Annotated in this window: 23 protein-coding genes; 13 read left to right on the forward strand and 10 right to left on the reverse strand. The window is 43.6% G+C overall.

The window, feature by feature from the left end:
* Positions 1-16: 16 nt before the first annotated feature.
* Positions 17-916, reverse strand: coding sequence for a LysR family transcriptional regulator (locus R7M72_RS13925; RefSeq protein WP_053303810.1), 900 nt, complete (start codon positions 914-916; stop codon positions 17-19).
* A gap of 147 nt (positions 917-1,063) precedes the next feature.
* Here R7M72_RS13925 and R7M72_RS13930 point away from each other — a divergent pair, with 147 nt between their 5' ends.
* From R7M72_RS13930 to R7M72_RS13945, 4 genes are all read left to right on the forward strand, one after another.
* On the forward strand, positions 1,064-1,603 hold the full coding sequence (locus R7M72_RS13930; protein ID WP_053303809.1) for an NADPH-dependent FMN reductase: 540 nt from the start codon (positions 1,064-1,066) through the stop codon (positions 1,601-1,603).
* Positions 1,604-1,613: 10 nt separating this feature from the next.
* Positions 1,614-2,078, forward strand: a complete 465-nt coding sequence (locus R7M72_RS13935; protein WP_053303808.1) for a Dps family protein — start codon at positions 1,614-1,616, stop codon at positions 2,076-2,078.
* Between the two features lie 96 nt (positions 2,079-2,174).
* Entirely contained in the window at positions 2,175-3,056 is an 882-nt protein-coding gene (locus tag R7M72_RS13940; RefSeq protein ID WP_053303807.1) for a glutathione S-transferase C-terminal domain-containing protein, read from the forward strand.
* 32 nt (positions 3,057-3,088) lie between these two features.
* Positions 3,089-3,724, forward strand: a complete 636-nt coding sequence (locus R7M72_RS13945; protein WP_053303806.1) for a DsbA family protein — start codon at positions 3,089-3,091, stop codon at positions 3,722-3,724.
* 359 nt (positions 3,725-4,083) lie between these two features.
* Here R7M72_RS13945 and rcnR read toward each other — a convergent pair whose 3' ends face one another.
* Positions 4,084-4,356 (reverse strand): Ni(II)/Co(II)-binding transcriptional repressor RcnR, encoded by a 273-nt coding sequence (gene rcnR / locus R7M72_RS13950; protein WP_005375370.1) that lies wholly within the window; start codon positions 4,354-4,356, stop codon positions 4,084-4,086.
* Positions 4,357-4,491: 135 nt separating this feature from the next.
* On the opposite strand from rcnR, the gene R7M72_RS13955 reads away from it, so the two are divergent.
* Positions 4,492-5,568, forward strand: coding sequence for a nickel/cobalt efflux protein RcnA (locus tag R7M72_RS13955; RefSeq protein WP_213906917.1), 1,077 nt, complete (start codon positions 4,492-4,494; stop codon positions 5,566-5,568).
* A 549-nt stretch (positions 5,569-6,117) separates the two neighbouring features.
* Positions 6,118-7,677, forward strand: coding sequence for a methyl-accepting chemotaxis protein (locus tag R7M72_RS13960; RefSeq protein ID WP_017635256.1), 1,560 nt, complete (start codon positions 6,118-6,120; stop codon positions 7,675-7,677).
* Positions 7,678-7,824: 147 nt separating this feature from the next.
* On the opposite strand, the gene R7M72_RS13965 is transcribed toward R7M72_RS13960, so the two are convergent.
* Entirely contained in the window at positions 7,825-8,724 is a 900-nt protein-coding gene (locus tag R7M72_RS13965) for a LysR family transcriptional regulator (protein ID WP_017635255.1), read from the reverse strand.
* 141 nt (positions 8,725-8,865) lie between these two features.
* Between R7M72_RS13965 and accD the strand changes: the two genes are divergently transcribed.
* A complete protein-coding gene (gene accD / locus R7M72_RS13970; protein ID WP_065275419.1) occupies positions 8,866-9,729 on the forward strand; it encodes an acetyl-CoA carboxylase, carboxyltransferase subunit beta in 864 nt (287 codons plus the stop codon).
* A 31-nt stretch (positions 9,730-9,760) separates the two neighbouring features.
* Here accD and R7M72_RS13975 read toward each other — a convergent pair whose 3' ends face one another.
* The gene (locus R7M72_RS13975) at positions 9,761-10,738 is read right to left on the reverse strand and encodes a hypothetical protein (RefSeq protein ID WP_258474246.1); all 978 of its coding nucleotides are present in this window, start codon (positions 10,736-10,738) and stop codon (positions 9,761-9,763) included.
* A gap of 450 nt (positions 10,739-11,188) precedes the next feature.
* On the opposite strand from R7M72_RS13975, the gene R7M72_RS13980 reads away from it, so the two are divergent.
* Complete coding sequence (locus R7M72_RS13980) at positions 11,189-13,615, forward strand: M9 family metallopeptidase (RefSeq protein ID WP_213970899.1); 2,427 nt, start codon at positions 11,189-11,191, stop codon at positions 13,613-13,615.
* 282 nt (positions 13,616-13,897) lie between these two features.
* Positions 13,898-14,128, forward strand: coding sequence for a PAS factor family protein (locus R7M72_RS13985; protein ID WP_005375384.1), 231 nt, complete (start codon positions 13,898-13,900; stop codon positions 14,126-14,128).
* 77 nt (positions 14,129-14,205) lie between these two features.
* Here R7M72_RS13985 and R7M72_RS13990 read toward each other — a convergent pair whose 3' ends face one another.
* A complete protein-coding gene (locus R7M72_RS13990) occupies positions 14,206-14,583 on the reverse strand; it encodes a carboxymuconolactone decarboxylase family protein (RefSeq protein ID WP_042521541.1) in 378 nt (125 codons plus the stop codon).
* Between the two features lie 58 nt (positions 14,584-14,641).
* Complete coding sequence (locus tag R7M72_RS13995; RefSeq protein WP_017821530.1) at positions 14,642-14,998, reverse strand: MerR family transcriptional regulator; 357 nt, start codon at positions 14,996-14,998, stop codon at positions 14,642-14,644.
* 521 nt (positions 14,999-15,519) lie between these two features.
* On the opposite strand from R7M72_RS13995, the gene R7M72_RS14000 reads away from it, so the two are divergent.
* Positions 15,520-16,869, forward strand: a complete 1,350-nt coding sequence (locus R7M72_RS14000) for an alpha-amylase family protein (RefSeq protein WP_053350526.1) — start codon at positions 15,520-15,522, stop codon at positions 16,867-16,869.
* Positions 16,870-16,977: 108 nt separating this feature from the next.
* Here the strand turns inward: R7M72_RS14000 and R7M72_RS14005 are convergent, their stop codons facing one another.
* Positions 16,978-17,271, reverse strand: a complete 294-nt coding sequence (locus R7M72_RS14005; protein WP_005375388.1) for an ArsR/SmtB family transcription factor — start codon at positions 17,269-17,271, stop codon at positions 16,978-16,980.
* Between the two features lie 245 nt (positions 17,272-17,516).
* On the opposite strand from R7M72_RS14005, the gene R7M72_RS14010 reads away from it, so the two are divergent.
* Complete coding sequence (locus tag R7M72_RS14010) at positions 17,517-17,810, forward strand: hypothetical protein (RefSeq protein ID WP_005375389.1); 294 nt, start codon at positions 17,517-17,519, stop codon at positions 17,808-17,810.
* A gap of 91 nt (positions 17,811-17,901) precedes the next feature.
* On the opposite strand, the gene R7M72_RS14015 is transcribed toward R7M72_RS14010, so the two are convergent.
* The 3 genes from R7M72_RS14015 to R7M72_RS14025 all read right to left on the reverse strand — a co-directional run bounded on the left by R7M72_RS14015 (position 17,902) and on the right by R7M72_RS14025 (position 21,072).
* Positions 17,902-19,866, reverse strand: coding sequence for a monovalent cation:proton antiporter-2 (CPA2) family protein (locus tag R7M72_RS14015; RefSeq protein ID WP_005385095.1), 1,965 nt, complete (start codon positions 19,864-19,866; stop codon positions 17,902-17,904).
* Positions 19,863-20,480, reverse strand: a complete 618-nt coding sequence (locus tag R7M72_RS14020; protein ID WP_005375391.1) for an NAD(P)H-dependent oxidoreductase — start codon at positions 20,478-20,480, stop codon at positions 19,863-19,865. Before R7M72_RS14020 ends, R7M72_RS14015 begins: the two co-directional genes overlap by 4 nt.
* Positions 20,481-20,646: 166 nt before the next feature.
* Entirely contained in the window at positions 20,647-21,072 is a 426-nt protein-coding gene (locus R7M72_RS14025) for a universal stress protein (RefSeq protein WP_005375398.1), read from the reverse strand.
* A gap of 445 nt (positions 21,073-21,517) precedes the next feature.
* Here R7M72_RS14025 and R7M72_RS14030 point away from each other — a divergent pair, with 445 nt between their 5' ends.
* Together R7M72_RS14030 and R7M72_RS14035 are read left to right on the forward strand one after the other, a co-directional pair.
* Entirely contained in the window at positions 21,518-23,089 is a 1,572-nt protein-coding gene (locus R7M72_RS14030) for an ATP-binding cassette domain-containing protein (RefSeq protein ID WP_053303800.1), read from the forward strand.
* A gap of 206 nt (positions 23,090-23,295) precedes the next feature.
* Positions 23,296-25,455, forward strand: coding sequence for a prolyl oligopeptidase family serine peptidase (locus R7M72_RS14035; protein ID WP_053303799.1), 2,160 nt, complete (start codon positions 23,296-23,298; stop codon positions 25,453-25,455).
* Positions 25,456-25,729 lie beyond the last annotated feature (274 nt).

The following is a 25,729-nucleotide window of genomic DNA, read 5'->3' on the forward strand; positions in this document are numbered from 1 at the left end:
CAGGAGAAGATGAAGGCTAGTGCTGTTTGTTTTCGAAGTGTTTAACGACAAAATCAATAAAAGTTCTGACTTTTTGAGATTGCTCTTTATGGAAAGGATAAACAACATACAGTGAATGCCTATCAGCTTGCCACATCGATAAAACCTCAACTAATTCCCCAGATTCTAACTCGCCTTTAACGAATAAATCCGGCAGCAATAAAATACCATGGCCTGAGCACGCTGTTTGCTTGAGCGCTAATCCATTGTTTACGACATAAGAACTTGATTGAAGCTCGATCTCTTTGACTTCATCCTCATTTCTGAATAGCCAACGTCTTGCTGACGAAGAAAAACTGTATATGAGGCACTTATGATGAGCGAGATCTTCTGGCTTAAGAATCTCGCTGGATTTTGAAAGATATTCAGGAGAAGCGCAAAGCACTCGTCTCATATCGATAAGCTTTCGGGATCTTAAACTAGAATTGCTTAATTCTCCCCCTCCTCGAATCGCTATATCAATGCCTGAGTCGATGAGATCGACATATTGGTCACTCATGACAACTTCAATAGACAAATCAGGATATTGGTGCATGAATTCACAAATGATGGGGTTAATTTCTAAAATTCCTAACGACATAGGAACGCTTATTTTCAGTGATCCTTTTAACGTATGAGACGACTCGATGACTGACAAATCAGCATGTTTCAAATCATCTAATATGTTGCAAACCTGATTGTAGTAAAGTTGACCATTATCCGTTATGTGCATGTTACGCGTAGTTCGGTTTATCAGAGGGCTTTTAAGATAGTCTTCCAACTCATTGATATTCTTACTAACGGCTGCTTTTGACAGACTTAAATCTTCAGCTGCTGCTTTGAAGCTTCCCAGTTCCACAACCCTTCTGAAAACGGTTAGCGCCCTTATTTTATCCACTTCGACCTCATTTAAACTCTTATTGTTTACCAAAAGTAAACTATTTAGTTACTAACATATAGTTTATTCACCAATGCTAGTCAATTAGTATTTATTGTAATCACCAACACTGAGGTGTTGACCTTAAATACCTAACAGGACTAACTCATGAAAAAGATACTCGCGCTCTCGGGAAGTAATCACAGTCAGTCAATCCATAATACTCTGATTCGTTCCTTGGCTGAAAAAGCCACCCAAACTAAAGTGACCATCATCGAATTGAAAGATTTCGATTTGCCAATGTATGGCATTGATGCAGAGTCAAAAGGTATACCAGCCGACGCCATCACATTGAGACAAATGATGAATGAACACGATGCGCTGATTATTGCTTCTCCTGAGCACAACGGCTCTATGCCCGCATTTTTAAAGAATGTCATTGACTGGCTTTCACGTGTTGCTGAATCAGGTAAATCCTTCTTTGGTGACGATAAGAAACCCGTTCTTTTAGTCAGTACTTCTCCTGGACCGAATGGCGGTGCGACCAATCTCAGAACGATGGCGGAGCTAATGCCATGGTGGGGTGGCGACGTTAAAGGAATCTACAGTTTAGGGAGTTATCAGGAGAAAATTCACGATGGTGAGTTTGACGTAGCGACTAAAGTTGAACTGGAAGCGCTGATGTCTTCCTTTGAAAACGCACTATAGGAGCGTAGGTATGAAAGTGGATATTGGTATAAACGAACAGGATCGTGTTGTGATTGGAGAAGCGCTTAAACGCCTTCTGGCAGACTCCTACACTTTGTATTTGCAAACGCATAATTTTCATTGGAACGTTACTGGCCCCCAATTTCGCGAGCTACATCTTATGTTTGAAGAGCAATACAACGCATTGGCAATCGCCGTCGATGACATTGCTGAGCGAATACGAACACTAGGTGAAGTTGCGCCAGGGACTTACAAAGCGTTCGCCGACCTTAGCTCAGTTTCTGAAGTAGATGGCGTGCCCTCAGCAGAACAAATGGTGTCTATTCTTGTTCGTTCTCATGAGCAAGTGGTCAAGACTTGCCGAGACGTTCTGAAATTGGCTCAGGATGGGGATGATGAATCTTCTGCTTCATTGGTTTCTGATCGAATGCGAGAGCATGAAAAAACAGCCTGGATGTTACGTTCAATGCTGTGAGTCAAATTCGTCGCTGTATACCTTAACAATGTAACGTTGAGCGAAAGCTCGCGTTATTACATATGTTTCCTTAATTTAAGTATGTAGGTGCACCCCATGGCTGTTTTAGAAAAAGGGATTTGGTATCCAAATAAAGAAGTAAAAGACCTGTCTCATGAGGACAGCTTTGAATTGCCAAAAGTCGCTGAGCAAGGGCGTTATCACTTGTACATGTCGTTTGCTTGCCCTTTTGCCCATCGGCCTTATCTGGTGATCAATTACCTAGGATTGAATGACGCAATAACTGTTTCTTCTGTTGCAGCAAAGCGATATTCCGACGGATGGTTATTTGACGATGCTAACTCAGATCCTTTGTACGGCTCTCAAAACTTGATAGAGCTTTACCAACGAGCAAATCCAAATTACACGGGAAGAGTAACAGTACCGATACTATGGGACAGACAAGATCATGCAATTGTAGGTAATGATTCCTCTGCGATAGCAATGGAGCTTGCTACCAACTGGCTACCTTTAGCTAAGAACAAAGTTGAGTTGGTTCCAGATAGTCTGCGAGAAGAAATAGAAAAGCTCAACGAGTGGTTACACGTCAATGTGAATCGAAAGGTCTACCACGTTGGTTTTGCCACAGAGCAGGCAGAATATGATCTAGCCAGTGACACCTTATTTGATGCTATGGAGCAGTTGAACAACAGGCTAAGTCAAACTCGTTATCTGTATGGTTCGAATATCACACTATCGGATCTGTTTCTGTTACCCACACTTGTCAGGTTTGAAGCCGTTTATGAAGTTCACTTTAAGGCCAATAAAAAGCCACTAAAAGCCTTCGATAACCTTTACCAGTATATGCTGGATTTACTCAGTCATGAGAGCATCAGAAAAACGATCGATATCGAGTACATGAAGTTGCATTACTACTTCTCGCACAAGCACATTAACCCTTATGGAATTGTTCCAGCAGGACCGGTCATTAGTTGGTAAGCCAGTAATACTTTCAATCTTGGAGAAAAGTAATGAGCAAAAAAATTAGAGTCGATTTTTTTCACGACGTCATTTGTGGGTGGTGTTATGTTTTGTCACCTCGACTACGCCAGCTTGAAAAAGAGTTTAATTTAGATATCCATCATCATGCATTTGCTTTGTCTGCCTCACGGGAAGAAATGATTGGCAAGTTTGGCTCAATGAAACAAGCGAAGCAAATTATTTTGGAACACTGGGAGCAATGTGCGCGTGCCGACGATAAAAAGCGCGTAAACGTAGAAGGGATGCGTCAGCAGACGTTTGAATACCCATTTTCAACGCCAGGTTTGGTGGCATGTAAGGCGGCTGAACAACAGGGAGGATCCAGTGCTTACTGGGACTATTTTGATGCTGTTACACATGCACATATGAGTGAAAACAGAAATATTGGTGATTTGGACGAGCTTACAGAAATTGCTGGTGAGGTTGGGCTGAATAAGGCTCGTTTTCTTGAGGACTTTGCTTCTCCGGAGCGACAAGCTGAGATACAGCGTGACAGAAAGTTGGCTCAAGAATATGACATCACTTCTACGCCAACGTTGGTTATCAATAAAGGGTGGGTTGTACCGGGTGCTCTCGGTATCAATACATTGCGTAAAACATTAAAAGAGCTCACAAATAAAGTTTGAGTCCCAAGAAAAGCCTTTTCAAATTTTCACAATGCCTTTTGCCAGCTAGATAGCTGGCTTTTTTCAATTTGTGTGAGTTAAAGTTATCCATCTGATGGATATAAGTACTTTCCAACCTGAATAGATTTTGCCCCTATGTGTATCAAGTCGGTTCTGGTTAAAGTTGCAGCCAGAATGATTGATGTGAGCATTATTAGGGAATTTACGGCACTAAGTGAGGTTGTTACGGAATACATTGTTATGTAAATGGCAGGTAGTATGGTCTATATCTGCCATTGCTATTTCCCGCTTAGTAAGCGATTACCTATAAAGGATCTATTCGAGTTTAACCTTAGTGACTTTACTCTAGCGAAGTAGGGTTACTTTATATAAGAGTCCAGTACTTTTAATACGACTTCCATATCTTTTTCACGTTGAGTTTTGTCTTCCTCAAGTACGACGTGTTCAAGTAAGTGACCTTTAATTACTTCTCGCATCAAACCATTTACTGCCCCCCGAATAGCGGCAATCTGCTGCAACACATCTTGGCATTCATGCTCTTCTTCCAGCATTTTTTTAAGTCCATTCACCTGACCCTGTATTTTACTGACTCGAGTGTTGAGCTTCTTTTGATCTCTGGTTGTATGCGACATGTCTTATCTTCTTTAAGTTACGGGCAGAGTTATTCTAACTGATAATGTAGCACTCAATTTATACTGGGGGGTAGTATTTAATACTAGGGGGGAGTATAGTTTGCGATAAATTAGAATCAACAACAGAGAACAACAATGGATTTTGTCGCGTTACTACAACAAGGTAATGGGTGGTTCTTTATTCCCAGTGCCATTTTGCTTGGCGCTTTGCATGGTTTAGAACCTGGGCACTCTAAAACGATGATGGCGGCGTTCATTGTCGCGGTGAAAGGAACGGTCAAACAAGCCGTGATGCTGGGTTTAGCTGCCACACTTTCTCACACTGTAATTGTATGGTTAATCGCTGTTGGCGGGATGTATATTAGCCAGAAATTCACCGCTGAAGCGGCTGAACCATGGATGCAACTTATGTCTGGGGTCATTATCGTGACAACCGGCGTATGGATGTTTTGGCGGACATGGAGCGATGAGCGAGCTTGGAACAAAGCTCAGGATCATGCTCGCGATTGGACGACGCAAGTTGTGGATACAGGACATGGGCATGTTTCGCTTTCGATTACAGAGGAAGGGGAGCATCACCGTTTCCAGTTGCGAACACTCAGCGGTAAACCTTTAACTGCTGAAGGTATCAAGGTTTCGGTATCGAGTGATGGTTATCAACCTGCTGATATTTATCACTTTATAGAGCGTGATGGATACTTGGAATCGGCGTCTTGCATTGAAGTCTCTAATGGACTTTCTGTCACTTTGATCATCGGGCACCATGATCATACCCATGACTTTGATGTACATTTCCGTCCTGGTTCTCATTTAGAAAGCGAAGATAAGGAATATCAAGATGCTCACGAGCGCGCTCACGCTTTAGACATTCAAAAGCGCTTTGAGAATCGAGACGTGACGAATGGGCAAATTCTGCTGTTTGGATTAACGGGCGGTTTGATTCCATGCCCTGCTGCGGTAACGGTTTTGCTTATCTGTTTGCAGCTTAAGGCAATGACTCTTGGTGCGACTTTAGTTGTGTCATTCAGTATTGGCTTAGCCTTGACTCTGGTTGCTGTTGGCGTTGTGGCAGCAGTGGGCGTGCAAAAAGCGACATCTAAATGGAGCGGTTTGAATGATGTTGCACGTCGAGCTCCTTACTTATCGGGCGTCTTGATCAGTGCAGTTGGTTTATACATGGGTATGCATGGATACATATCGCTGACAAGTTAAACTCTGTGGTAAAGATTTTTTTCCTTTCTTTTTTTATGGGCAATGGCTTCATGCCTTGGTTTGCATATTTTGCTGCCGATTCTTGATTGAGAATCACTCGATCTGACATCGCTGCCATATCTACAAACCAAGTCATTCTCGCTTCACCAAGCATCTCGGATTACAACCGCTGCAATTGTGGATCTAATATCTGAACCTGAGATACTAAATGATAAAACGGGAGCACTGACCACAGGGCTCCCGACGGCAAAACGCTAATTAGAACTCTTTTCTTTAATGTTCGATACCAATTTGGTCGCATAGTTAAATTTAACTATGCAAACGTTTCCTTTTGCGTACTCGTCCCTTCGCCAAACCTCGTAGAAATGTGACGTTTTGAAGACTTTTTTTCCTTCTGTCTAAAGTAATCGGGAACCAAGCAGATACATAGTTATAAAGTTATGTCTTGCTCTGCCAAACAGACCCAAAATGCAGTTTGGTTGGTTTTGGAGAAGAAAGGCTTAGCGCTCGATTAATGAGCATCAATTGAATTGTATTGAGACAATTATAATGAAAAGAATCATCTTATTAGCAGTCTGCGCCATGTTTGGTATTGCTGTCGTGGCGAGTATGGCATCAACGTACCTAATTTCGAGTCAGAAAATCGATGACATCATCTTAAACAAATCCCAAGTTCAAGCTGAGTTTCTAGCGGGAAATGCGAGTTACATTTTGGAGAACTCAGCTAATCCAATGCAAGATTTACAATCGCTTGTTGAGGGGCTGAAACAACGTTCAGACGTGAGTTATGCCGTTGTAATTGACCGTAACGTAACGGCAGTAGCCCACAGTGATAAGCACAAGCTGAACAAAACCTATAACGATGAATATACTGTTGAAGGCGCGACGAGAGGTGTTCAACAGTACTCAAAGTGGTATGCCGATGTCCAGAAAGTATGGGTGTTTGACATCATGGCACCAATTTATGTGGATGGTCAGTTATACGGTACTTTTGATATCGGTATTCCTATTACTGAAGTGAGCCAAGCGACGAATGGAATTATTACTTACCAGTTGATCTCTATGGTGGCGATCTTCGTTATGTGTGTTTTGATTCTGTCACTTCTGCTAAATAAACTGATGAGACCGCTTTCTGCGCTTAAAGACGCTCTACAAGACATCTCAAAAGGAGACGGAGACTTAACCGTTCGTTTGCCAGCGAAAGGTAATGACGAAGTCGCGCAAATTTCTTCTGCTTTCAACGTTTTTGTTGGGAAAGTACATGAGATTATTACACAAGTTGTAAATACTGGTGTGGAGCTTAATAGTTCAGCTGTCGCTTTGCGTGGGCAATCTCAACAAGCGCTCACAAGAGGGCAAGAGCAGAACGAGCAAACCATGCTGGTTGTCACATCCATGAACGAAATGATTGCGACGGTCAATGAAATTGCCTCCAATGCTGCCGGAGCAGCAAATGCTGCGAGTGCAGCAAGTAATGAAGCGCAAGATGGCTACACGACGCTAGAAAGAACCAAAACGGCGATGACTAATCTTGAAAACGAGATGAACAGCACTTCCAACATTATCGTGAGTCTTGCTGAAAATACTCAGTCGATTGGTAGTATTCTAGAGGTGATTAGAGGTATTTCGGAGCAAACCAATCTATTGGCTCTCAATGCGGCTATCGAAGCTGCACGCGCTGGTGATGCCGGCCGAGGTTTTGCAGTAGTCGCTGATGAAGTTCGCAACCTAGCGACTAAAACGGCTCATTCTACCGATGAAATTGACAACATGATTCACCAGCTACAAACTGAAGCTCAAAGTGCGGTGAATTCAATGAGCAATAGTAAGACTCTTATTGAAGAAGGAACGGCAGAAACCGAGTTAGCTCGACAGGCTTTAGAAGCAATAGCTGCACAAGTGACGACTATTTCAGATATCAATACTCAAGTAGCAACCGCAACAGAACAGCAATCAACGGTAGCAAACGAAATTAATATGAACATGGATACCGTCAGCCACTCAGTGAAAAGTGCGCTAACGGCGAGTGAGCAACTAGAAGAATCAAGTCAACAACTCGCGGAGCTATCGCGAACACTCGATCGTCACGTAGGAGCGTTTAGAATCTAAACGCCAACTGACCCTCTTTAATAAAAGCCAGTAAATGTTAATTGCTGGCTTTTTTATTTGAAAAAATCGAGTCTCAAATCGCTTAGCGGTGTTTGTCCTTTCTAGACGATAAAACAGAATACGATAAATTAGTTGAGTAAAGCTTAGCTAGGCGTTAAGTTTTGCGTTTTGCTTTAAATGTTCAACAAACATAGATATTTTCTTAGCTACATGTTTTCTTGACGAGTAAAAGGCGTAAAGCACTAAATCCTCAGGTTCGTACTCTAGAGTGACGATTTCTAGCTCACCATTTTTGATCTCATTTTGGCATGACTCAATTGGCAATATTGCGTATCCAAGCCCTGATAACGCGCCATATCTGGCGAGATGACCGCTGTTTACTTTGAATGAAGATTGCACAGTTTGAGTAATATGGCCCCCAACAGGGTTTCTGAATACCCATGGTGCACCATTTACTGCGGTAAGCGTCGTGATGCAGGGAACATGACTTAGATCCGTAATTTTGTAAGGGGTGGCGTATTTCTCAATTAGTTGAGGCGCGGCTAAAATGGCACTGGGCCAGCGTTTTATCTCTCTCGCCACCCAGTTACTGTCTGACAAAGTCCCTCTATGAAAACTCAAAATGACATCAAAGCTGTCAATAACATCATCTTTAGGGTTTAGCGTTGTATCGCAAGACAAAGAGATTGACGGGTATTGCGTGCAAAAGGTGACAACCGCTTTGGCGAGTACAGGTGTGTCTGGCATAAGAATTCGCAGTTTCCCTGTTACCGTGTGTGAGTGGCGCGTTACCGTTTCTAGTGCGGCGTTGAGTTGCTCCAATAACGGACGAGTGCTGCTATAGAGCTCTTCTCCAGCCTCGGTAGGCGTCATTCGCCTTGTTGTTCTATTGAACAACCTAATGTTTAACTTTTCTTCAAGCAGGGCAATGTGTCGGCTGACATTTGATGTTGGTATGTTCAAACACTCAGCGGCTCGCTTAAAGCTGTTGTTCTCATAAACACAGTGAAAACTTTTTAACCAGATTTGGTCAACGTTATCAAACATTTCATTATCCCACTTTATTGGATTATCAAGCCAGCATATCGCACTTTATCCCTGTACTAAGTTACATACAATTTTATTTACAAGTTTAAGCGAACAAACAACGAGATATCGCGCTAGAACGTAATCAATAGTGGTGAATTTATGAGCTGGTTAGAACGGTTATTTGAGAATAAAAATATAATAGGTTCGCGCAAAGCGTCTATCCCTGAGGGCGTTTGGACAAAGTGTCCTGAGTGTGAACAAATACTTTATCGTGCCGCGTTAAAAGAAAATTTGGAAGTATGCCCTAGATGCTCATATCACATGAGAATGGCTGCGCGTCAAAGGTTGATCTCTTTTCTGGACCATGGAACACAACAAGAGTTGGCAAGTGAGTTGGAGCCACAAGATATTTTGGGTTTTAAAGACTTAAAGCGATATAAAGAGCGAATTGCTTTAGCGCAGAAAACGACTGGAGAAAAAGATGCGTTGGTGGTGATGCAGGGCAAGTTATTGGGGCTGCCTGTTGTTGCGTGTGCATTCGAATTCTCTTTCATGGCAGGCTCGATGGGCGCAGTGGTTGGCGAGAAGTTTGTCCGAGCAGTTGAAAGCGCAATTAATACAAAATCTGGGTTAGTATGTTTTTCCGCTTGCGGAGGGGCGCGCATGCAAGAGTCTTTGGTGGCACTCATGCAAATGTCAAAAACCAGCGCCGCGTTAAACCACTTATCTGAGCACAGATTACCCTATATCTCAGTATTGACGGACCAAACTTATGGTGGCGTCTCGGCGAGTTTAGCCATGTTAGGAGACATCAATATTGGTGAACCTAAAGCAAGTATTGGCTTTGCGGGAAGACGGGTCATTGAGCAAACGGTACGTGAAAAGCTACCAGACGAGTTTCAGCGAAGTGAATTTTTACTAGCGCATGGTGCGCTAGATATGATTGTCGATAGACGTGAAATGCGCGATCGCGTTGGCCGCTTACTGGCTAAGTTAACCAACGCGAGGGTGGTCTCAGAATAGGTTGTATCAAAGTTAGACTTAGTACTTGCGTTTATTGAGCTGTAATCATTACAAACCGTTCATTTTGCCCCCATCTTGGTTCCGCATTCATTAGGCTGAGATCCAACGCCGTTTGGTATGGGTCAACAGCAAAATGGTCGCTTACTAACCCCCAGAGCATCCAGTTGATTGCGGTTTCATTCTCGGTAAGCTCTTCGAGTGGCGCTTGGAGGAAAAAGTACTCATCTTCGCCATCGTAACCGAGCCGATCATAGATAATGTTGCGTAGCTCTCGATCCAAATCATGTTGGAGGTTGATTGAGTCGTACAGTTGCTCTTCTGTTGGGCCATTCTCATGGTGATAAACATTGCGTTTTGACTCTTTGTGTAAAGTACCTGCGCCAGTTTCAATGCTTACTTTCTTTTGCGAGTGTTGCTCAAGAACTTGAATGATTTCATCCTCTAGTTGATCGAGTTTACTCAGCAAAACTTGATTGTTTATGTCACCAGCGGGGGAGGCCATCGTTTGGAAGGCTTTCACTCTCTCGTAGACTGCTTTCCCGTGAGGAAGGGCTGCAAAACACTGTTCTTGGAGCGCTTCATTGGCTTGCCAAATGCCCGAGTAGAGCTCGTAATCATGTGTATATGGTGGAAGCTCTTCAGTATCTTCCCCTAATAATTCTCGCCAGTGCTTTTGCCACTGTTCTTCTTTTGCGTGTTTTACACGCGCGTATTGCTTAACCCAGCGGTTACGAAGTTTTACCCCAAAAATGGCAAGTCCCCATGGAGCGAGCAAATAAAAATAATAGTGAGAAGAGTTATCCCAAAAGTAACCGTAAACGTAAACACCAAAAGCAAGCACCCAAGTTCCAATAGTACAAGCAATAAGCCCGGACATTACTGATGATTGGCGCTTTGTTTCTCTTAATGTATTACCTTCAGCACATAACCAAAAAATGCCGCCAAAAACAAAGGCAAACGTTGTCATGAAGTAGGCAATCCCCGTTCCCAAAAATCCCCAAAGTGACATGTATTATCCCTAGCCAAATATCTGCTTTATTCACTCATCAATGACTCGAGGAGTAAATGTGTTTGATTTGGCGGAGAATTTACCATTAATGCCAACCTATTGATATGCACTCGATGACTTATTGGGGATGAGTCACAAATAAAAATAGATGGTATCAAGCATCAAAATTTAATTTGGAACCTTTGATTGTCGTGAACTCTATCTGGAAGAGTTAAGGGGGGGGCGTTTAAGGGCAATTTTCCTCTTAAAGTCGTTATTTAGAAAAAGGTAAATTAATGTTTTTATTGATAATTGTGAGTTTTTTTGGAGTGGGATTGCTCCCATTTAATTAGAGTAAAAGACCTATTTTTGGGAGCGGTTTCATAAATTTTATGACACTGATTTCACTGTTTGAGCTGTAAAGAATATAAACCCCCACTCAATGTATGTTAATAATCAATGAGTGTTGTTATGTCTCATATCCATTTTTTCCCGCGCCATCGTTTGGCGCTTGCTTGTATGCTAGCGAGTGTGTCTGGCTTCTCTTTTGCACAAAATCAGTGTGCTGTTGCTGATTTACAACAATCGCGAGATCTGGCTACTGCCGTTTCTGGTGCTGAGTATGATTGCTACCACGCTTGGTTTTCAGCACCTTCAGAAACGCTGAATGATATCTATAGTGAAGCGAGCCTAAGCCGTATCCAAGTCGCGCTGGATCAAGAAATCGCTCGCTATCGTGGTGAAGCAGATCAAGCTCGTATTCTAGAGAACCTAGGCGAATTTATTCGAGCGGCCTACTACGTTCGCTACAACGCTGGTACTGGTACACCTGAGTTTTCGCAAGCGTTGAGTCAGCGTTTTGCTCAGTCGACGAACCTATTCCTAAACAACCCTCATGCTTTGGATCAAGGTCGTGAACAAGTTGGTGCAATGAAGAGCCTGACTTTGATGGTTGATAACGTTAAGCAGTTGCCGCTGACCATGGATAGCATGATGGCCGCGTTGATGCACTTTAATCGTGAAACCGCGCAGGACACGCAATGGGTCGATGGTTTAAACAACTTGTTCCGCTCTATGGCAGGCCATGCGGCGAACGATGCGTTCTACCGATACATGGCAAACAATACACACCATATTGATACGTTGGTGAAATTCGCATCTGATAATGCTTGGGCATTAGATACGGATGCAAGCTTTATCGTTTTCAATGCATTACGTGAAACTGGTCGTTTGCTCGCGAGCCCAGATCAGGAGACCAAACGCAAAGCATTGGCAGTAATGCAACAGGTGATGCAGCGTTATCCACTGGGTAGTGAGCATGACAAACTATGGCTTGCTGCCGTTGAAATGATGAGCTACTACGCACCAGAAGGCCTAAATGGTCTGAATATTGAGCAAGCCAAGCAAGATTTAGCTGCACGTGTAATGCCAAATCGTTTTGAATGTCAGGGACCTGCCATTATTCGCTCTGAAGATCTGACCGATGCTCAAGCAGCGAAAGCGTGTGAAGTGTTAGCGGCAAAAGAAGCCGACTTCCATCGAGTTGCGAATACGGGTAATCAACCTGTCGCTGATGATTTGAATGATCGTGTTGAAGTGGCGGTATTCGCGAGTAACGCTAGTTACGTTGATTACTCTTCATTCCTATTTGGTAATACAACGGACAACGGTGGTCAGTACCTAGAAGGTGACCCTTCAAAAGCGGACAATACTGCGCGTTTCGTCGCTTATCGCTACGCGAATGGTGAAGATCTCTCTATCTTGAACCTAGAACATGAATACACGCACTATTTAGATGCACGATTTAACCAATACGGTTCGTTCAGCGATAACTTGGCTCATGGTCATATTGTTTGGTGGCTAGAAGGTTTTGCTGAATACATGCATTACAAGCAAGGTTACCAAGCTGCGATTGAGCTGATTGCAGATGGTAAACTGAGCCTTTCCACTGTGTTTGATACCACGTACTCTCACGATACCAATCGTATCTATCGTTGGGGTTATCTAGCTGTTCGATTCATGTTAGAAAATCATCCACAAGACGTCGAAAGCTTGTTGGCATTGTCGCGCTCTGGCCAGTTCGAACAATGGGCACAGCAGGTGACGTCTTTAGGTCAACAATACGATGCTGAGTTTGAACGTTGGTTGGACACATTAAAAGTGGAACCTGGGCAACCTGGTACAGACCCAGAAGAACCAACAGAACCAACAAGCCCTGAAGCACAAGTGACTGAATTGACGGCGAACCAAAGCCTTCAGCTCAGTGGCGAAGCATACAGCGAAAAACTGTTCTACGTTGATGTTCCAGCCAACACAGTTAACTTCAATGTATCTATTGAGGGTGCGGGTGATGCGGATCTTTACATGAGCTACAACAAAGTCGCGCATTACTATGATTTCGAAATGAGTCAATATGCTGATGGCAGCAATGAAGAGATTGTGTTTGAACCAGAGCAAGATGGTTACGTTAAAGCGGGTCGTTACTACATCAGCTTAACTGGACGTGATAGCTATGACTCAGTGAATCTTGTGGCTGCGTTAGAAGTGGAAGCGCAAACACCGCCAACCCAAGTGCAAGATGATTTAGCACCTGTGGTATTAGAGTCTGGTGAAGCCAAAATGCTTACCGTTCACAAGCAGCGTTATGCAGCAGTTTATGTGCCTGAAGGTGTTGAAGAGGTTCGTGTATGGCTAACGGCTCACTCTCAAACTGGTAATGTCGATCTATACGCGAGTAGGGAGCATTGGCCTACAGTAGAGCAGCACGAGTATGCGTCCAACTATGCAGGCAGCAATGAATACCTTGCGATTCCTATTACTGAAGCAGGGTACGTGCACTTCGCTCTTCAGGCTCCAGAGCAAGGCGATGACGTTGAAATGCTAGTGCACTTCAACTAAAAAAATTCGATTAACTAAAGTCGAGATAAAACGTCGCTGATACAGCGACGTTTTTGTTTATATCGGACACGATTATAAACAAACAGCGGCGAATGCTAGTTAATCGGCTGATCTATCGAGTTATCAGTTGCCCTTTTTCTAAACGGCTTTAGGTTTGTATTGCAATTTACCGCGCACATAAACTTTTTTAGCGACGCGTTCTGTGACCTAGCTTCTGATTTGTGCTTCCCAAATGGATACAATATATATGCACCCCGTGCAATAAAGTGAAAAGGGAAAGACATGAAAACGCTTATTTATGAAACGTTGATTAGCCTTGCTAACCAAGAACCAGAACAACATGCAAGAATCCGACAAAATCTCTATGAACAGTTGGATCTGCCGTTCGATAAGCAGCTGGCTTTGTATTCTTGTGCCCTTGGTCCTGCAAGTTCAGGTAAGTTGGAGAGCAGTCAAGGCATTAACAACGCGGTAGATTGCGCAGTTAAACTGCTTGAAACTCCTGAGCGCTAATTCACTCGTTGTTTTAATCACGGCCCGATCCCCAAGGGCCGTTTTTAATTGCGGTTAAATTGATGTCAACGTTGTTATTACTCTGCTCTTTCCGCTAGCACTTCTTTGAATGCAAACATGCCGTTTAATGCCGCGGGAAACCCTGCGTAGACGGACATCTGCAAAATGATCTCTTTAATCTCATCCTCGCTACAGCCTACATTCAGCGCTGCATTTAAGTGCACTTTTAGTTGCGGCGCGCAATTCCCCATTGCCGTTAGCGCGGCGACGGTTGCGATTTCTCTCGATTTTAGGTCTAAGCCCGGGCGAGCATAAATATCGCCAAACGGATACTCAATGGTGTACTGAGCTAAATCTGGACAAATATCTTGTAAGCTTTCGATGACATTATGACCAGCGTCGCCATCAATTTGAGAGAGTAGTTCTAATCCTTTGTTAAAGCGCGATTGTTCCATCGGTATGTTCCTAGTGAATAAATGTAAACACACCTTAATCGTTAGAGTTAACTCTAAGTCAACGAACTTTTCCACTTGTATACAAGGCAATTTTTTCTTCTAGAGCCGATAAGTGCTTTTTCTGTTGCTCAATGTGGCGTTTGAGGTTTTCTTGGTGTTGTTCTAACAGGGCTTGACGTTGTGGTACAGATTGAGAGCCGACTTCCCTTAATTTGGCATACTCTAGAATCTCTTCAAGTGGCATTGCAGTTTCTTTTAAACGCTTAACAAAGCTTATCCAGTTTAGATCTTTCGAACTATACATTCGATGTCCACTCGCGTTTCTATGGACATGTTTAAGTAAACCGATTTTTTCATAGTATCGAAGAGTATGAGCAGATAGCCCGACGAGGTCAGAAAATTCTTTGATATTCAATATTATCCTCCAAGGTAGAGCATACCCCCATAGAGATAAGCTAAGTTTCGCATTTTGAAGTCATTTCGGGACAGATACAAACAGAAATCTTTAGTCTTTTAACACTAGGTATGGCGATTTACTGGATTTTTGAAACGCGCCAAACGTGATCCACCTGCCAGTTTCGTTTTATTAACAATTGATTACTCAACGGGTTGGCTTGGCTATTTTTATCCTTTGGGCCTATTTTAGGGCGTACATAGATCTTATGTTCTATCTTTTTAAATTGAAGTTTTTGCCAAGCAAAACAATGCTTTAGGTTTGTTTTGGGCTATTTGGGTTGTATGTTGTGTGCCCGTTATTCACTCAGAACGATTTATCGCTGTGCAATGGATGAGTCGCTACGCCTTCGATTTCAGCCTTGAGTTAGTGCTAAAAGGGTGAGTGCCTCTGATGAATAGCTTTTATAATTTCGATTATTGAATTCACTCACAAAAAAATGCAAACAAGTAATCGTGAGTGGAAACGAGCAGGAGAACAACATGAGTGGCTCACAGGAAACACAATCATTCGGTGCAAACGTTATCTTACATGCGTTTGATTGGAAGTATGCTGACATTGCCCAACGAGCAAAAGAAATCCGCAAGCTTGGTTATGGCTCTGTGTTGGTTTCGCCACCAATGAAAAGCGCACACGATGAGCGCTGGTGGCAGCGTTATCAACCACAAGATTATCGTGTTATCGATAATGCCTTGGGTGATACCAAAGATTTTATTCATATGGTTCGTGAACTGGAGCAAGTTGGTGTGTGGGTTTATGCCGACGTAGTGTTTAACCATATGGCAAATGAGGCCCACCTTCGCAGAGACCTTCAGTACCCAAGACAAGAGGTCTTGGAGGAATACCAGAACAACAAGCAGAAATATCAGTCGCTAGCGTTGTTTGGCGATCTATCTCAACCACTTTTTGATGAAGAGGACTTTGTTGAAGCATTCGGCATTAAAGACTGGAAAGATAAGTGGCAGGTTCAAAATGGACGTATCACAGGTGGACCAACCGATCCTGGCTTGCCAACTCTTCGTGTTTGTGACCATGTCGTTGAACAGCAGCGAGCGTACCTAACGGCGCTGAAAGCTATTGGTGTGAAAGGTTTTCGTATTGACGCTGCGAAACACATGACGTTAGAGCATCTTAAGCGTGTTTGGACAGACGACATCACGCGGGATGTGCATATATTTGGTGAAATTATTACCGATGGCGGTGCGACGGAAGAAGAGTATCAGCTGTTTCTTGAGCCGTATCTACAGGAAACTCGCCTAGGTGCGTACGATTTCCCTTTGTTCTCAACCATGTTTAAGGCGTTTGCTAAAAAGGGCAGCTTCAAGTCTCTGATTGATCCCTATTGTTTTGGTCAGGCTCTGTCCCCCGGTCGTGCGATTACATTTGCTATCACACATGATATTCCTAACAATGATGTCTTTCTTGATCTCATCATGGACGAGGAAAACGAATGGTTAGCTTATGCCTATATTCTAGGCCGAGATGGTGGTGTGCCGTTGATTTATACCGACTTAAACACCAGCGGTATTAAAGGCAAAAATGGTCAGCCAAGATGGCAGGGTGCATGGAGCGATCCGAGAATGGCAAAAATGATCCAGTTCCATAATATGACGCATGGCGAGCCGATGAGTGTTCTTGAAGGTAACGATGACATGCTCGTACTTAAGCGAGGTGACAAAGGTATTGTGGTGCTTAATAAATCACAGCGTCAACAGTCTTTGACATTAAAAATCGATGGTAATTGGGTTGATTTGATGACAGAACAAATCATTCCAACTGACGGTAAGTTAATCGTACCATCTAAGTCGTCAATGTTACTTGTCGCGAACTAGAAGATGTACACACCGAGGTTAGCAACTTCGGTGTGTATGTTTTTCATCGTCATTCACGTTCTGCTGAAGTTCAATAGAAACTCAAACTCTCTCGTTTTTGCTAGAAATTTATGAGCACTCGTTAACGCAACATTCTGCTTTTAAAAAACCAATTACGTCATCTAAGCACTGATACTCTGCAACACAAAAAAGGGTTCTACCCTCGCGGCGCTGGGTGAGAAGACCAGCTGAAGCAAGGCTCGAGATATGATGAGAGAGAGTGGATGCTGGAATGCCAAGCTTTTCTTGTACGCCGCCTACCGCGATACCTTTGTATCCCGCTTTGACGACTTCTTTGTAAATACTTAAACGAGTCGGATGCCCTAACTCTTTTAGTGCTTTAGCAACGGCTTCAAGCTCCATACTGACCTCTAAAGAATGACCACAGTAATTTTGTTTCGATAATAGGGAAAGTCTCGGTAAATGCCAACTATTACGATCTCAGAACAATTTAAATCAGATGAGATTCATACTGGCTCATGCCTTCATGACAACAATTGTCTGTTCTAATGAGACAGATCAATCTTCATTATTATTTCACGCCACGTTCAAAATCCCTCGTCTACACTCAATGTTGAGTTGTCAGTTGGCAGACCAAGGAGGCGGCCATGATTGCGGTTCATAGAGATTATTGTTTGTCTAACAGTTCGGAGTTACATGCCCACGTTAAAGTCAATCCTGTCGGTAAATTAGAAGTTGAGATTGTTGAACTTCAAGAGCGCCACACCACAGAGTTTGATGATTTGTCTTTTGAGAGTCGTGGGTGTGAAACTCGAATCTGTGGTAAAGAAGACACAACTCCGTGGCAGTTCAATCTTGCAGTTACTGATGCGTTAGAGCTTTCTCATTTAGTGGAAGAAGCAAACGAAGAGTATGAGATTTTAATGAATGATCTTATGTAATATCGAGAAGATCATTTTATCCTGCACGGCGTGTGGCTCTGTACTGAAAAAATAAAAACCTCCCAAGTGGGAGGTTTTAATATGGAGTGCGTTATCGTTGGATAGGCTCTTCTCTTGGTGGTGTTAGCTCTTGGACGTTATCTTCATTAAAATCATCGGCGTAACCTTTAGGTGGCGGTGTCCAACCACGTTCTGACCGCGATAGTTTGTCATGACGATCTTTTTGCATCTCTTCCGCCATTTTCTCCTCTAACTGAATAAACAGTTGTCGGAAATTGTTGTCATAGCGTTCACCTTCAGAATCATCCTCCCAAGCTTTGTAAAGTATTTCTGACTTACGTGCTTCAACACGCTTATATGTCGCCTTCTGTTGTTCAACAAAGAAGGGGTGAATGCCAAGGGCTTTCATTGTGTGACCGCCCATCTCCAATGCAGAATGGTAGGTCTCTGATTCAATAATATCAGCCCCCGCTTGACGCAAAAGATAGCCATGTCCACGGTCAAAGGCACGTGCAATCACTGTTACTTTTGGGTACGTGTGCTTAACGTACTTCACCAGTTCTACACTCGATTCTTGGTTATCAATCGCCACAACCAACGCAGCGGCGTGCTCAATGCCGGCTGTATGTAGCATATCTGGTCGAGTCGCGTCGCCAAAATAGGCGCGAGTGCCAATCTGGCGCATGTTATCGACTTGGTCAGATTGATGATCAAGTACCACGGTAGTCACGCCGTTTGATACCAATAGGCGATTCACTATTTGTCCAAAGCGGCCGATGCCGGCGATGATCACCGTGCCTGTTTCCTCAATCGTATCGCTTTCGCGTTCATTTGACTGGCTTTCAAAGCGCGGCAGAATCACTCTATCAAACAGAATAAACAAACCTGGTGTCAGGAACATCGAAATCGCAACCACTAACGCAAGAGTTTGTGAAAGTTCAAATGGGATGACGTGGTTTTGCACTGAAAAGCTTAGAAGCACAAAGCCGAATTCACCTGCTTGAGCCAAGCTTAGGGTAAACAGCCAGCGGTTGCTGCCTTTCACCCTAAATATCAGTGCAAGAATAAACAGCACCAAGGCTTTCAAAACCATCACGCCAATGGTCAATGCCATGACCAACCAGAAATCACCAAAAAGGACCGAGAAGTTGATCCCTGCGCCAACGGTAATAAAGAACAGACCTAACAATAGACCTTTAAATGGTTCGATATTGGATTCTAACTCGTGGCGGAATTCACTGTTCGCCAATACAACGCCAGCCAAGAAGGTTCCTAAGGCAGGAGATAAGCCCACTAAACTCATCAGTGCAGCGATACCAATGACAAGCATGAGTGCAGTTGCGGTAAAGATTTCTCGCAAACCAGAGCTAGCCACATAATTGAGCAGAGGTCGACTTAAAAAGTGTCCACCAACGACGACGATTGCTATCGATGCTGTGATTACAATGCCGTATGCCCAGCCGGGTAACCCCGCAACGAGGCTTAATTCTTCATGGTGCGCTGCGGCTGTTTGTGCTGCGGACTGTGCCTGTTCAATTAATTCAGGTAAGGCCAATAGGGGAATGAACGCCAACATTGGTATCACTGCAATATCTTGAAAAAGCAACACGGAGAAAGCGTTTTGTCCACCTTCCGTCTTCGTTAATCCTTTTTCGCTAAAAGTTTGCAAAACAATCGCAGTAGAAGAGAGGGCGAAGATCAAACCTATGGCTAAGGCTATGGTCCAAGGCTGGTCAAAATACAAGGCAATACCCATAATCGCCGCGACGGTACCACCGACTTGCAGACCTCCTAAACCCATTAAGCGATTGCGCATCGCCCACAACATTTTGGGTTCGAGCTCTAAACCAACGAGAAACAGCATCATCACCACGCCAAACTCGGCAAAGTGCTGGATTGTTGTTGTTTCTTCACCGACTAAACCGATAATTGGGCCAATGACCACACCTGCGATGAGATAGCCTAAAACGGACCCAAGTCCCAAACGCTTAGCAAGTGGGACTGCAATTACAGCAGCAATCAAATATATGAAGGCTTGTAAGAATATTCCTGTCATGAAGCCTCCTTAATGAGCTCTGGCAATGCGCTGTTAAGCTTGATTAATGACGCCGCAGCTTCAACATCCAACCTATCTTCGACTAAAGCTGTTAGCAGGCTCTTGTACCGCTCAACATGACGAGGGATTCGCCCTTCTTCATCTGCTGTACGTGCGCCAAACATCGCGAGAGGGGCAATGTAGTTCATGCCGGTCAGTGCGGACATTTGTTCAATGGGCGCAAGCAGTTGACGAATCGTAAAGTGGTTGTAGCCCTCTGCCTTATAAGCTTCTTCTTTGCCCCCTGCAGACAGCACACAAAGCATGGTCTTGCCTTGCAGTGCTGTGCCATCTGTACCGTAAGCAAAGCCATATTCCAAAACCAGATCTTGCCACTCTTTTAAAATCGCAGGCGTTGAATACCAATATAGTGGGAATTGGAAAATCACCACGTCATGCTCACGTAAGCGTTGCTGCTCACGGTCGATATTAATATCGAAACGAGGGTATTCGCCATAGAGATCAACACATGTCACGCCTTCAATTTTTTGAGCTTCTTTGAAAAGTGGAGTATTCACTTCTGAACGATGCTGGGAAGGATGAGCAAAGAGAATGAGTACTTTTTTATTTGCCATAGGGATCCTTGCTATCTAAATAACCATGCCCAGTAGGAGCGCGGGTTGGTTAGAAAATGTAACTCATAAATGATCGCCAAGCTAGTTTGGAAAACTGTTTAAGCTGTTTCAATATCAATAAAAAACCACCAAATAAATTGGTGGTTTTGGGAAGCGTTACGTTTTACTAATCATGAATAGGGACGACTAGAATATCCACCGGTGACTTGTTAATTAAGTGTCTGGAGTAAGAAATAATCTTGCTCCAGAAATCTTGGTGGTGACCACAAATCAGAAGATCCACTTCTTGCTCTTTAATGGTGACCTCTAATTTATCAGCCAAGTCGCCAGTACCTACGAAGAAATGTTTAAGTGGGTAATCCATGTAATCACTAAATGTTTTTAAACATTCCATTGAATGCTCATTCAACGGCCTTTGATCCGGGTTTTCTTTGATGTCTACAAGCTCACGATAGATTTCTCCGTGCGTACCATCAATATGAATAAAGGAGATATCGGAGTCGAGATAGTTTGCCATTGATACCGCTCTGTCGATAAGCACGGTGCTTTCATCTGACAGTTCGAGTGCAACAAGGATATGTTTGTATTTCATAACCACGCCCTTATGTGGATTATCTTTACCCTAAGCATAGTATGGCTTGGATAAAAATTGTGTTGCTAAGATCTCGAAATTGTTCAAAGACTTGTTAAAAAGTTAATGTGATATAACAACTTACTGTGAAACTTTCTTTTTGTTCACATTTGGTTAGAAAGCTTGCTTTTTGAACAAAAAAGCGGCTACACTCTGCGCATCATTTCTCTAGGAGATTACGCCAACATGAAGAACTAAACCTGTCATCCATATTTTTACTTATTTTTTGGATCTGCAGGGTTAGTAGGCGTAGCTCACTTTCCGATATTTCTTTGCAACAAGACGACTTTTTGATTTGACGTATATCGTCGAACTTTACATAGAGCTTAATGCGTTTGTGCACGCGTTTTGTTGCAATTTCAAATCATAGCTACGGCTGTTGTCCCTGTCATACAGGAGGCAAATTATGCCGGTTTTACAAGCTTTTAATGTTAGCCATCAGTTTGATAATGGCGATACGCTATTCCAGTCTACTTCTTGTTCCATGACTAAACGACGTGTTGGTTTGGTTGGGCGCAATGGCATCGGTAAGTCGCTTTTGGCTTCCATTTTGGCGGGCGAAACTCAGCCTGCCAGCGGTGTTGTGACTGCTCCCTCTTCTTTCATGATGTATCGCCAGCAGCCGTCTGATCTGCTTTCAGGTCAGCAATCGATCGCCCAGTTTCTGGGCAAAGATGCGGTCTTGCATGCTTTAAAGCAGATTGAACAAGGTGATGTTTCTGAACATTGGTTCGAACTGGTTGGCGAGCAGTGGGATATTGAATTAAAACTCAAACAGCAGCTCGCTGCGATGGGATTACCGCAAGACCCTGATTTCTCTTGTGCTCGGCTCAGTGGTGGTCAGTTGGCACGTTTGCAGTTATGGCAGTTGTTTGAAAACGAAACGGAGCTTTTGATTCTCGATGAGCCATCCAATCACCTTGATACCGAGGCGAAACAATGGCTGATAGAGTCTATGACGCATTTCAGCGGTGCGATTTTACTCATCAGTCACGATCGTGAGCTGCTGCGAGAGATGGAGGAAATTTGGGAGCTATCGGGCCTAGGTTTACAGGCTTTTGGTGGAAATTACGATGTGTACGCCGAGAAAAAACGCACTGAACTGCAAGCGATCGAGAGGCAGTTAGCGCAAGTCGATAAACAGAAAAAACGGTTAGCCGAGCAAGCCCAAAAAAATCGCGAAAAAGCAGACCAACGCGCCGCGCAAGGGAACAAACTGCGCAAAGACGGCAGTCAGCCCAAAATTTTGCTTGATGGAAAAAAGGATAGCGCGACCGCCAGCGCCTCAAATCGCAATAAGAATGAGCAACTCAGACAAACGCATTTACAAGCCAAAGAACAGGCGTTGCAATTGCGACATGAGCAACTCAAGGCGCAAAAGCTTTATCTTACAGATAATCCGAACCGTTCGCGAAAAGTATTGTCGATACAAGAAGGTATATTACCTTTTGGGAATTCTACACCTATCACGTTGCAGATTTTTGCGAACGACAAAGTCCATCTCAAAGGGAGAAATGGCTGCGGAAAATCAACCTTGTTAAAGACGTTGCTTGGCGAGTTATCGTTGCAGAGTGGTGAGCTGAAAGTGAATACGCCTTTGTATTATCTCGACCAACATTTTGGTGCAGTGAATCCAAATCTTTCGTTACTTGAAAACGTGATGGAGAGCTGCCAGGAGATGACGGAAAGTGAAGCGAGAACCTTATTGGCCGGGATCGGTTTTCGTCGAGATGCTGTGTTTCGGTTGGGGCGCCTACTGAGCGGTGGCGAGAAGATGAAGCTCGCGATGCTGATAGTCAGCCACCAAAACTCTCAGCCTTTGCTGCTGCTTGATGAGCCAGATAATCATCTCGACCTCGAGTCAAAAATAATGCTTAGTCAGGCGTTAAATGTATACAAAGGTGGATTTGTTCTGATTAGTCACGACCAAGATTTCGCTTCTGAGTCTGGGGTTTTGCGCCAAATCGAGCTGACTTAGACGAAAGAGAGTAAACGTCATCGTAGCTCTTCAGTATTGTTCCCAAGTTCTACACTTCCACTTACTAGTTTGTAGAACTGGAAGGAAATGAGGGAGTTAGGATGGCTTTCACAACTCGTTTAATGAAATTAGATTCATTTTGTCGATATATAGTAGAGTTCTGATGTATTGCACAAAAAGACAACAGAAAAATAAAAAGGAATTTCATGAAAAAGAACACCCTAGCACTCACAACCGCTCTCGCACTCGGAAGTGTGTTGTCTGTGGCGCATGCCAATGAAGCGGCGCAATCGTCGGTTGAACAGGTAAGCCCGAAAGCCATCACGTATCCAACCACACAAAAAGTGGATATTGTCGATGACTACTTTGGTACAAAAGTGAGTGATCCTTATCGCTGGTTGGAAGACGATCTCAGCCCAGAAACCGCAGAATGGGTGAAGGCGCAAAATGCAGTGACGTTTGATTATCTGGCGAAAATCCCTTACCGCGAGCAGATTGAAGAGCGCATCACTAAGCTCATGGATTACGAAAAACAAAGCCAGCCGTTCAAAGAGGGTAAGTTCACTTACTTCTACAAAAATGACGGGTTACAAAACCAAGACGTGCTTTATCGGCAGCTAGGTGATGGTGAAGCAGAAATTTTCCTCGATCCAAATACTTTTAGTGAAGATGGCACCACATCGTTAGCGGGAGTGAGCTTTTCACGAGATGGATCTTTGGTTGCATACAGCATTTCGGAAGGCGGTAGCGATTGGCGCAAAGTCATTGTGTTAGACACAGAAACCAAAAAGCCCGTCGGTGAAACGCTGGTGGATATTAAGTTCAGCGGCATCAGTTGGCTCGGCAATCAAGGTTTCTATTACTCAAGTTATGACAAGCCAAAAGGGAGTGAACTTTCCGCGAAGACAGACCAACACAAGCTCTACTTTCATAAACTTGGAACGAAACAAAGTGAAGACCAGCTGATTTTTGGCGGCTTTGAGGAAGAGAAATACCGTTATGTTGGCGGCTATACGTCGGATGATGAACGCTACTTGTTTATCTCAGCCAGCGTATCGACATCGGGTAACAAACTGTTCTTTAAAGATCTGAGTAAGCCAAACAGCCCGCTTAAAACCATTTTAGATAACACCAGTTCTGATACTTGGGTGATAGACAACCAAGGCACGAAACTGTACTTGGTTACGAACCTTAATGCGCCGAACAAACGCGTCGTGACGGTGGATGCGAGTCAGCCGCAACCCAAAAACTGGAAAGATGTGATTCCTGAAACAAAGAACGTGTTACGTGTTTCTACCGCGGGTGGCAATTTGTTTGCGAGCTATATTGTTGATGCGATCTCGATGGTGAAGCAATACGACATGAACGGCAAACTCATCCGAGAAATCAAATTGCCTGATATTGGCAGCGCATACGGTTTCTCGGGTAAAAAAGATGAAACCGAAGTCTACTATTCTTTCACCAACTACAAGATGCCCAGCACTACGTATCGTCTGAACATCAAAGATGGTGATAGCGAGGTGTACTACAAATCTAAAGCGCCATTTGATCCAGCTTTGTATGACTCTCGCCAGGTGTTTTACACCTCAAAAGACGGAACAAAAGTGCCGATGATCATCACCTATAAAAAAGGGACACCGATGGACGGCAGTGCACCAACCATCCTATATGGTTATGGTGGTTTCAACATTAGCCTCACACCATCTTTTAGCCCGACACGTGCGGCTTGGTTGGAGCTTGGTGGTGTTTACGCGGTAGCGAACATTCGTGGCGGTGGGGAGTATGGTAAAGAGTGGCACAACGCTGGCATTCAAATGCAAAAGCAAAATGTGTTTGATGACTTTATTGCTGCGGCTGAATTCCTAATTGATGAAAAGGTAACGTCATCAAACAAGTTAGCCATTAACGGTGGATCGAATGGTGGCTTGTTAGTGGGGGCCGTTATGACGCAACGTCCACAGCTGTTTAAAGTGGCGCTGCCAGCAGTCGGCGTACTGGATATGCTGCGTTACCATACTTTTACCGCAGGTGCTGGTTGGGCGTATGACTACGGCACGGCAGAGCAAAGTAAAGAGATGTTCCAATATCTGAAAAGTTATTCGCCGGTGCACAATGTAAAAGCAGGGGTGGAATACCCAGCAACATTGATTACAACCGGTGATCATGATGACCGTGTTGTTCCTGCTCACTCATACAAATTTGCTGCTGAGTTGCAATCGAAGCAAGCGGGGTCAAATCCGACCTTAATTCGCATCGAAACCAATGCAGGACATGGTGCAGGCACACCAACGCGTAAAATAATTGAGACAAATGCAGATATTTATAGTTTTGCACTGTTCAATATGGGAATAGAGAAACTGCAATAGTGCGAATTGTTTGCGTTTTAGTTATCGAAACGCATCGGCGCTTTATCGCTCGATAATAAAAGGGAATCACAGAGAGTGACTCCCTTTTTATTTATTATAGGCCTACTATTCTAATCTGATGCTAGGCTAATCAAACTAAGGTTTTTTAAATTATTATAATGTTCTAATTAATCTGAAGAGTGTTGTACGATCGAAATGAAACATTGATCGCGATCACCTAAATCCATTGCACTCTCTATTTATATGGTAAAATTAATTAATCATTTGTTCTAAT

Origin of the sequence: Vibrio sp. YT-18 (assembly GCF_033337345.1) — a bacterium.
Taxonomy (GTDB): Bacteria; Pseudomonadota; Gammaproteobacteria; order Enterobacterales; family Vibrionaceae; genus Vibrio; species Vibrio alginolyticus.

Excerpts from the sequence above, each read along its gene's own strand:
- R7M72_RS13930 (WP_053303809.1), top strand. The coding sequence starts at position 1,064 with ATGAAAAAGATACTCGCGCTCTCGGGAAGTAATCACAGTCAGTCAATC.
- R7M72_RS13935 (WP_053303808.1), top strand. The coding sequence starts at position 1,614 with ATGAAAGTGGATATTGGTATAAACGAACAGGATCGTGTTGTGATTGGA.
- R7M72_RS13940 (WP_053303807.1), top strand. The coding sequence starts at position 2,175 with ATGGCTGTTTTAGAAAAAGGGATTTGGTATCCAAATAAAGAAGTAAAA.
- R7M72_RS13945 (WP_053303806.1), top strand. The coding sequence starts at position 3,089 with ATGAGCAAAAAAATTAGAGTCGATTTTTTTCACGACGTCATTTGTGGG.
- rcnR (WP_005375370.1), bottom strand. The coding sequence starts at position 4,356 with ATGTCGCATACAACCAGAGATCAAAAGAAGCTCAACACTCGAGTCAGT.
- R7M72_RS13955 (WP_213906917.1), top strand. The coding sequence starts at position 4,492 with ATGGATTTTGTCGCGTTACTACAACAAGGTAATGGGTGGTTCTTTATT.
- R7M72_RS13960 (WP_017635256.1), top strand. The coding sequence starts at position 6,118 with ATGAAAAGAATCATCTTATTAGCAGTCTGCGCCATGTTTGGTATTGCT.
- R7M72_RS13965 (WP_017635255.1), bottom strand. The coding sequence starts at position 8,724 with ATGTTTGATAACGTTGACCAAATCTGGTTAAAAAGTTTTCACTGTGTT.
- accD (WP_065275419.1), top strand. The coding sequence starts at position 8,866 with ATGAGCTGGTTAGAACGGTTATTTGAGAATAAAAATATAATAGGTTCG.
- R7M72_RS13975 (WP_258474246.1), bottom strand. The coding sequence starts at position 10,738 with ATGTCACTTTGGGGATTTTTGGGAACGGGGATTGCCTACTTCATGACA.
- R7M72_RS13980 (WP_213970899.1), top strand. The coding sequence starts at position 11,189 with ATGTCTCATATCCATTTTTTCCCGCGCCATCGTTTGGCGCTTGCTTGT.
- R7M72_RS13985 (WP_005375384.1), top strand. The coding sequence starts at position 13,898 with ATGAAAACGCTTATTTATGAAACGTTGATTAGCCTTGCTAACCAAGAA.
- R7M72_RS13990 (WP_042521541.1), bottom strand. The coding sequence starts at position 14,583 with ATGGAACAATCGCGCTTTAACAAAGGATTAGAACTACTCTCTCAAATT.
- R7M72_RS14000 (WP_053350526.1), top strand. The coding sequence starts at position 15,520 with ATGAGTGGCTCACAGGAAACACAATCATTCGGTGCAAACGTTATCTTA.
- R7M72_RS14005 (WP_005375388.1), bottom strand. The coding sequence starts at position 17,271 with ATGGAGCTTGAAGCCGTTGCTAAAGCACTAAAAGAGTTAGGGCATCCG.
- R7M72_RS14010 (WP_005375389.1), top strand. The coding sequence starts at position 17,517 with ATGATTGCGGTTCATAGAGATTATTGTTTGTCTAACAGTTCGGAGTTA.
- R7M72_RS14015 (WP_005385095.1), bottom strand. The coding sequence starts at position 19,866 with ATGACAGGAATATTCTTACAAGCCTTCATATATTTGATTGCTGCTGTA.
- R7M72_RS14020 (WP_005375391.1), bottom strand. The coding sequence starts at position 20,480 with ATGGCAAATAAAAAAGTACTCATTCTCTTTGCTCATCCTTCCCAGCAT.
- R7M72_RS14025 (WP_005375398.1), bottom strand. The coding sequence starts at position 21,072 with ATGAAATACAAACATATCCTTGTTGCACTCGAACTGTCAGATGAAAGC.
- R7M72_RS14030 (WP_053303800.1), top strand. The coding sequence starts at position 21,518 with ATGCCGGTTTTACAAGCTTTTAATGTTAGCCATCAGTTTGATAATGGC.
- R7M72_RS14035 (WP_053303799.1), top strand. The coding sequence starts at position 23,296 with ATGAAAAAGAACACCCTAGCACTCACAACCGCTCTCGCACTCGGAAGT.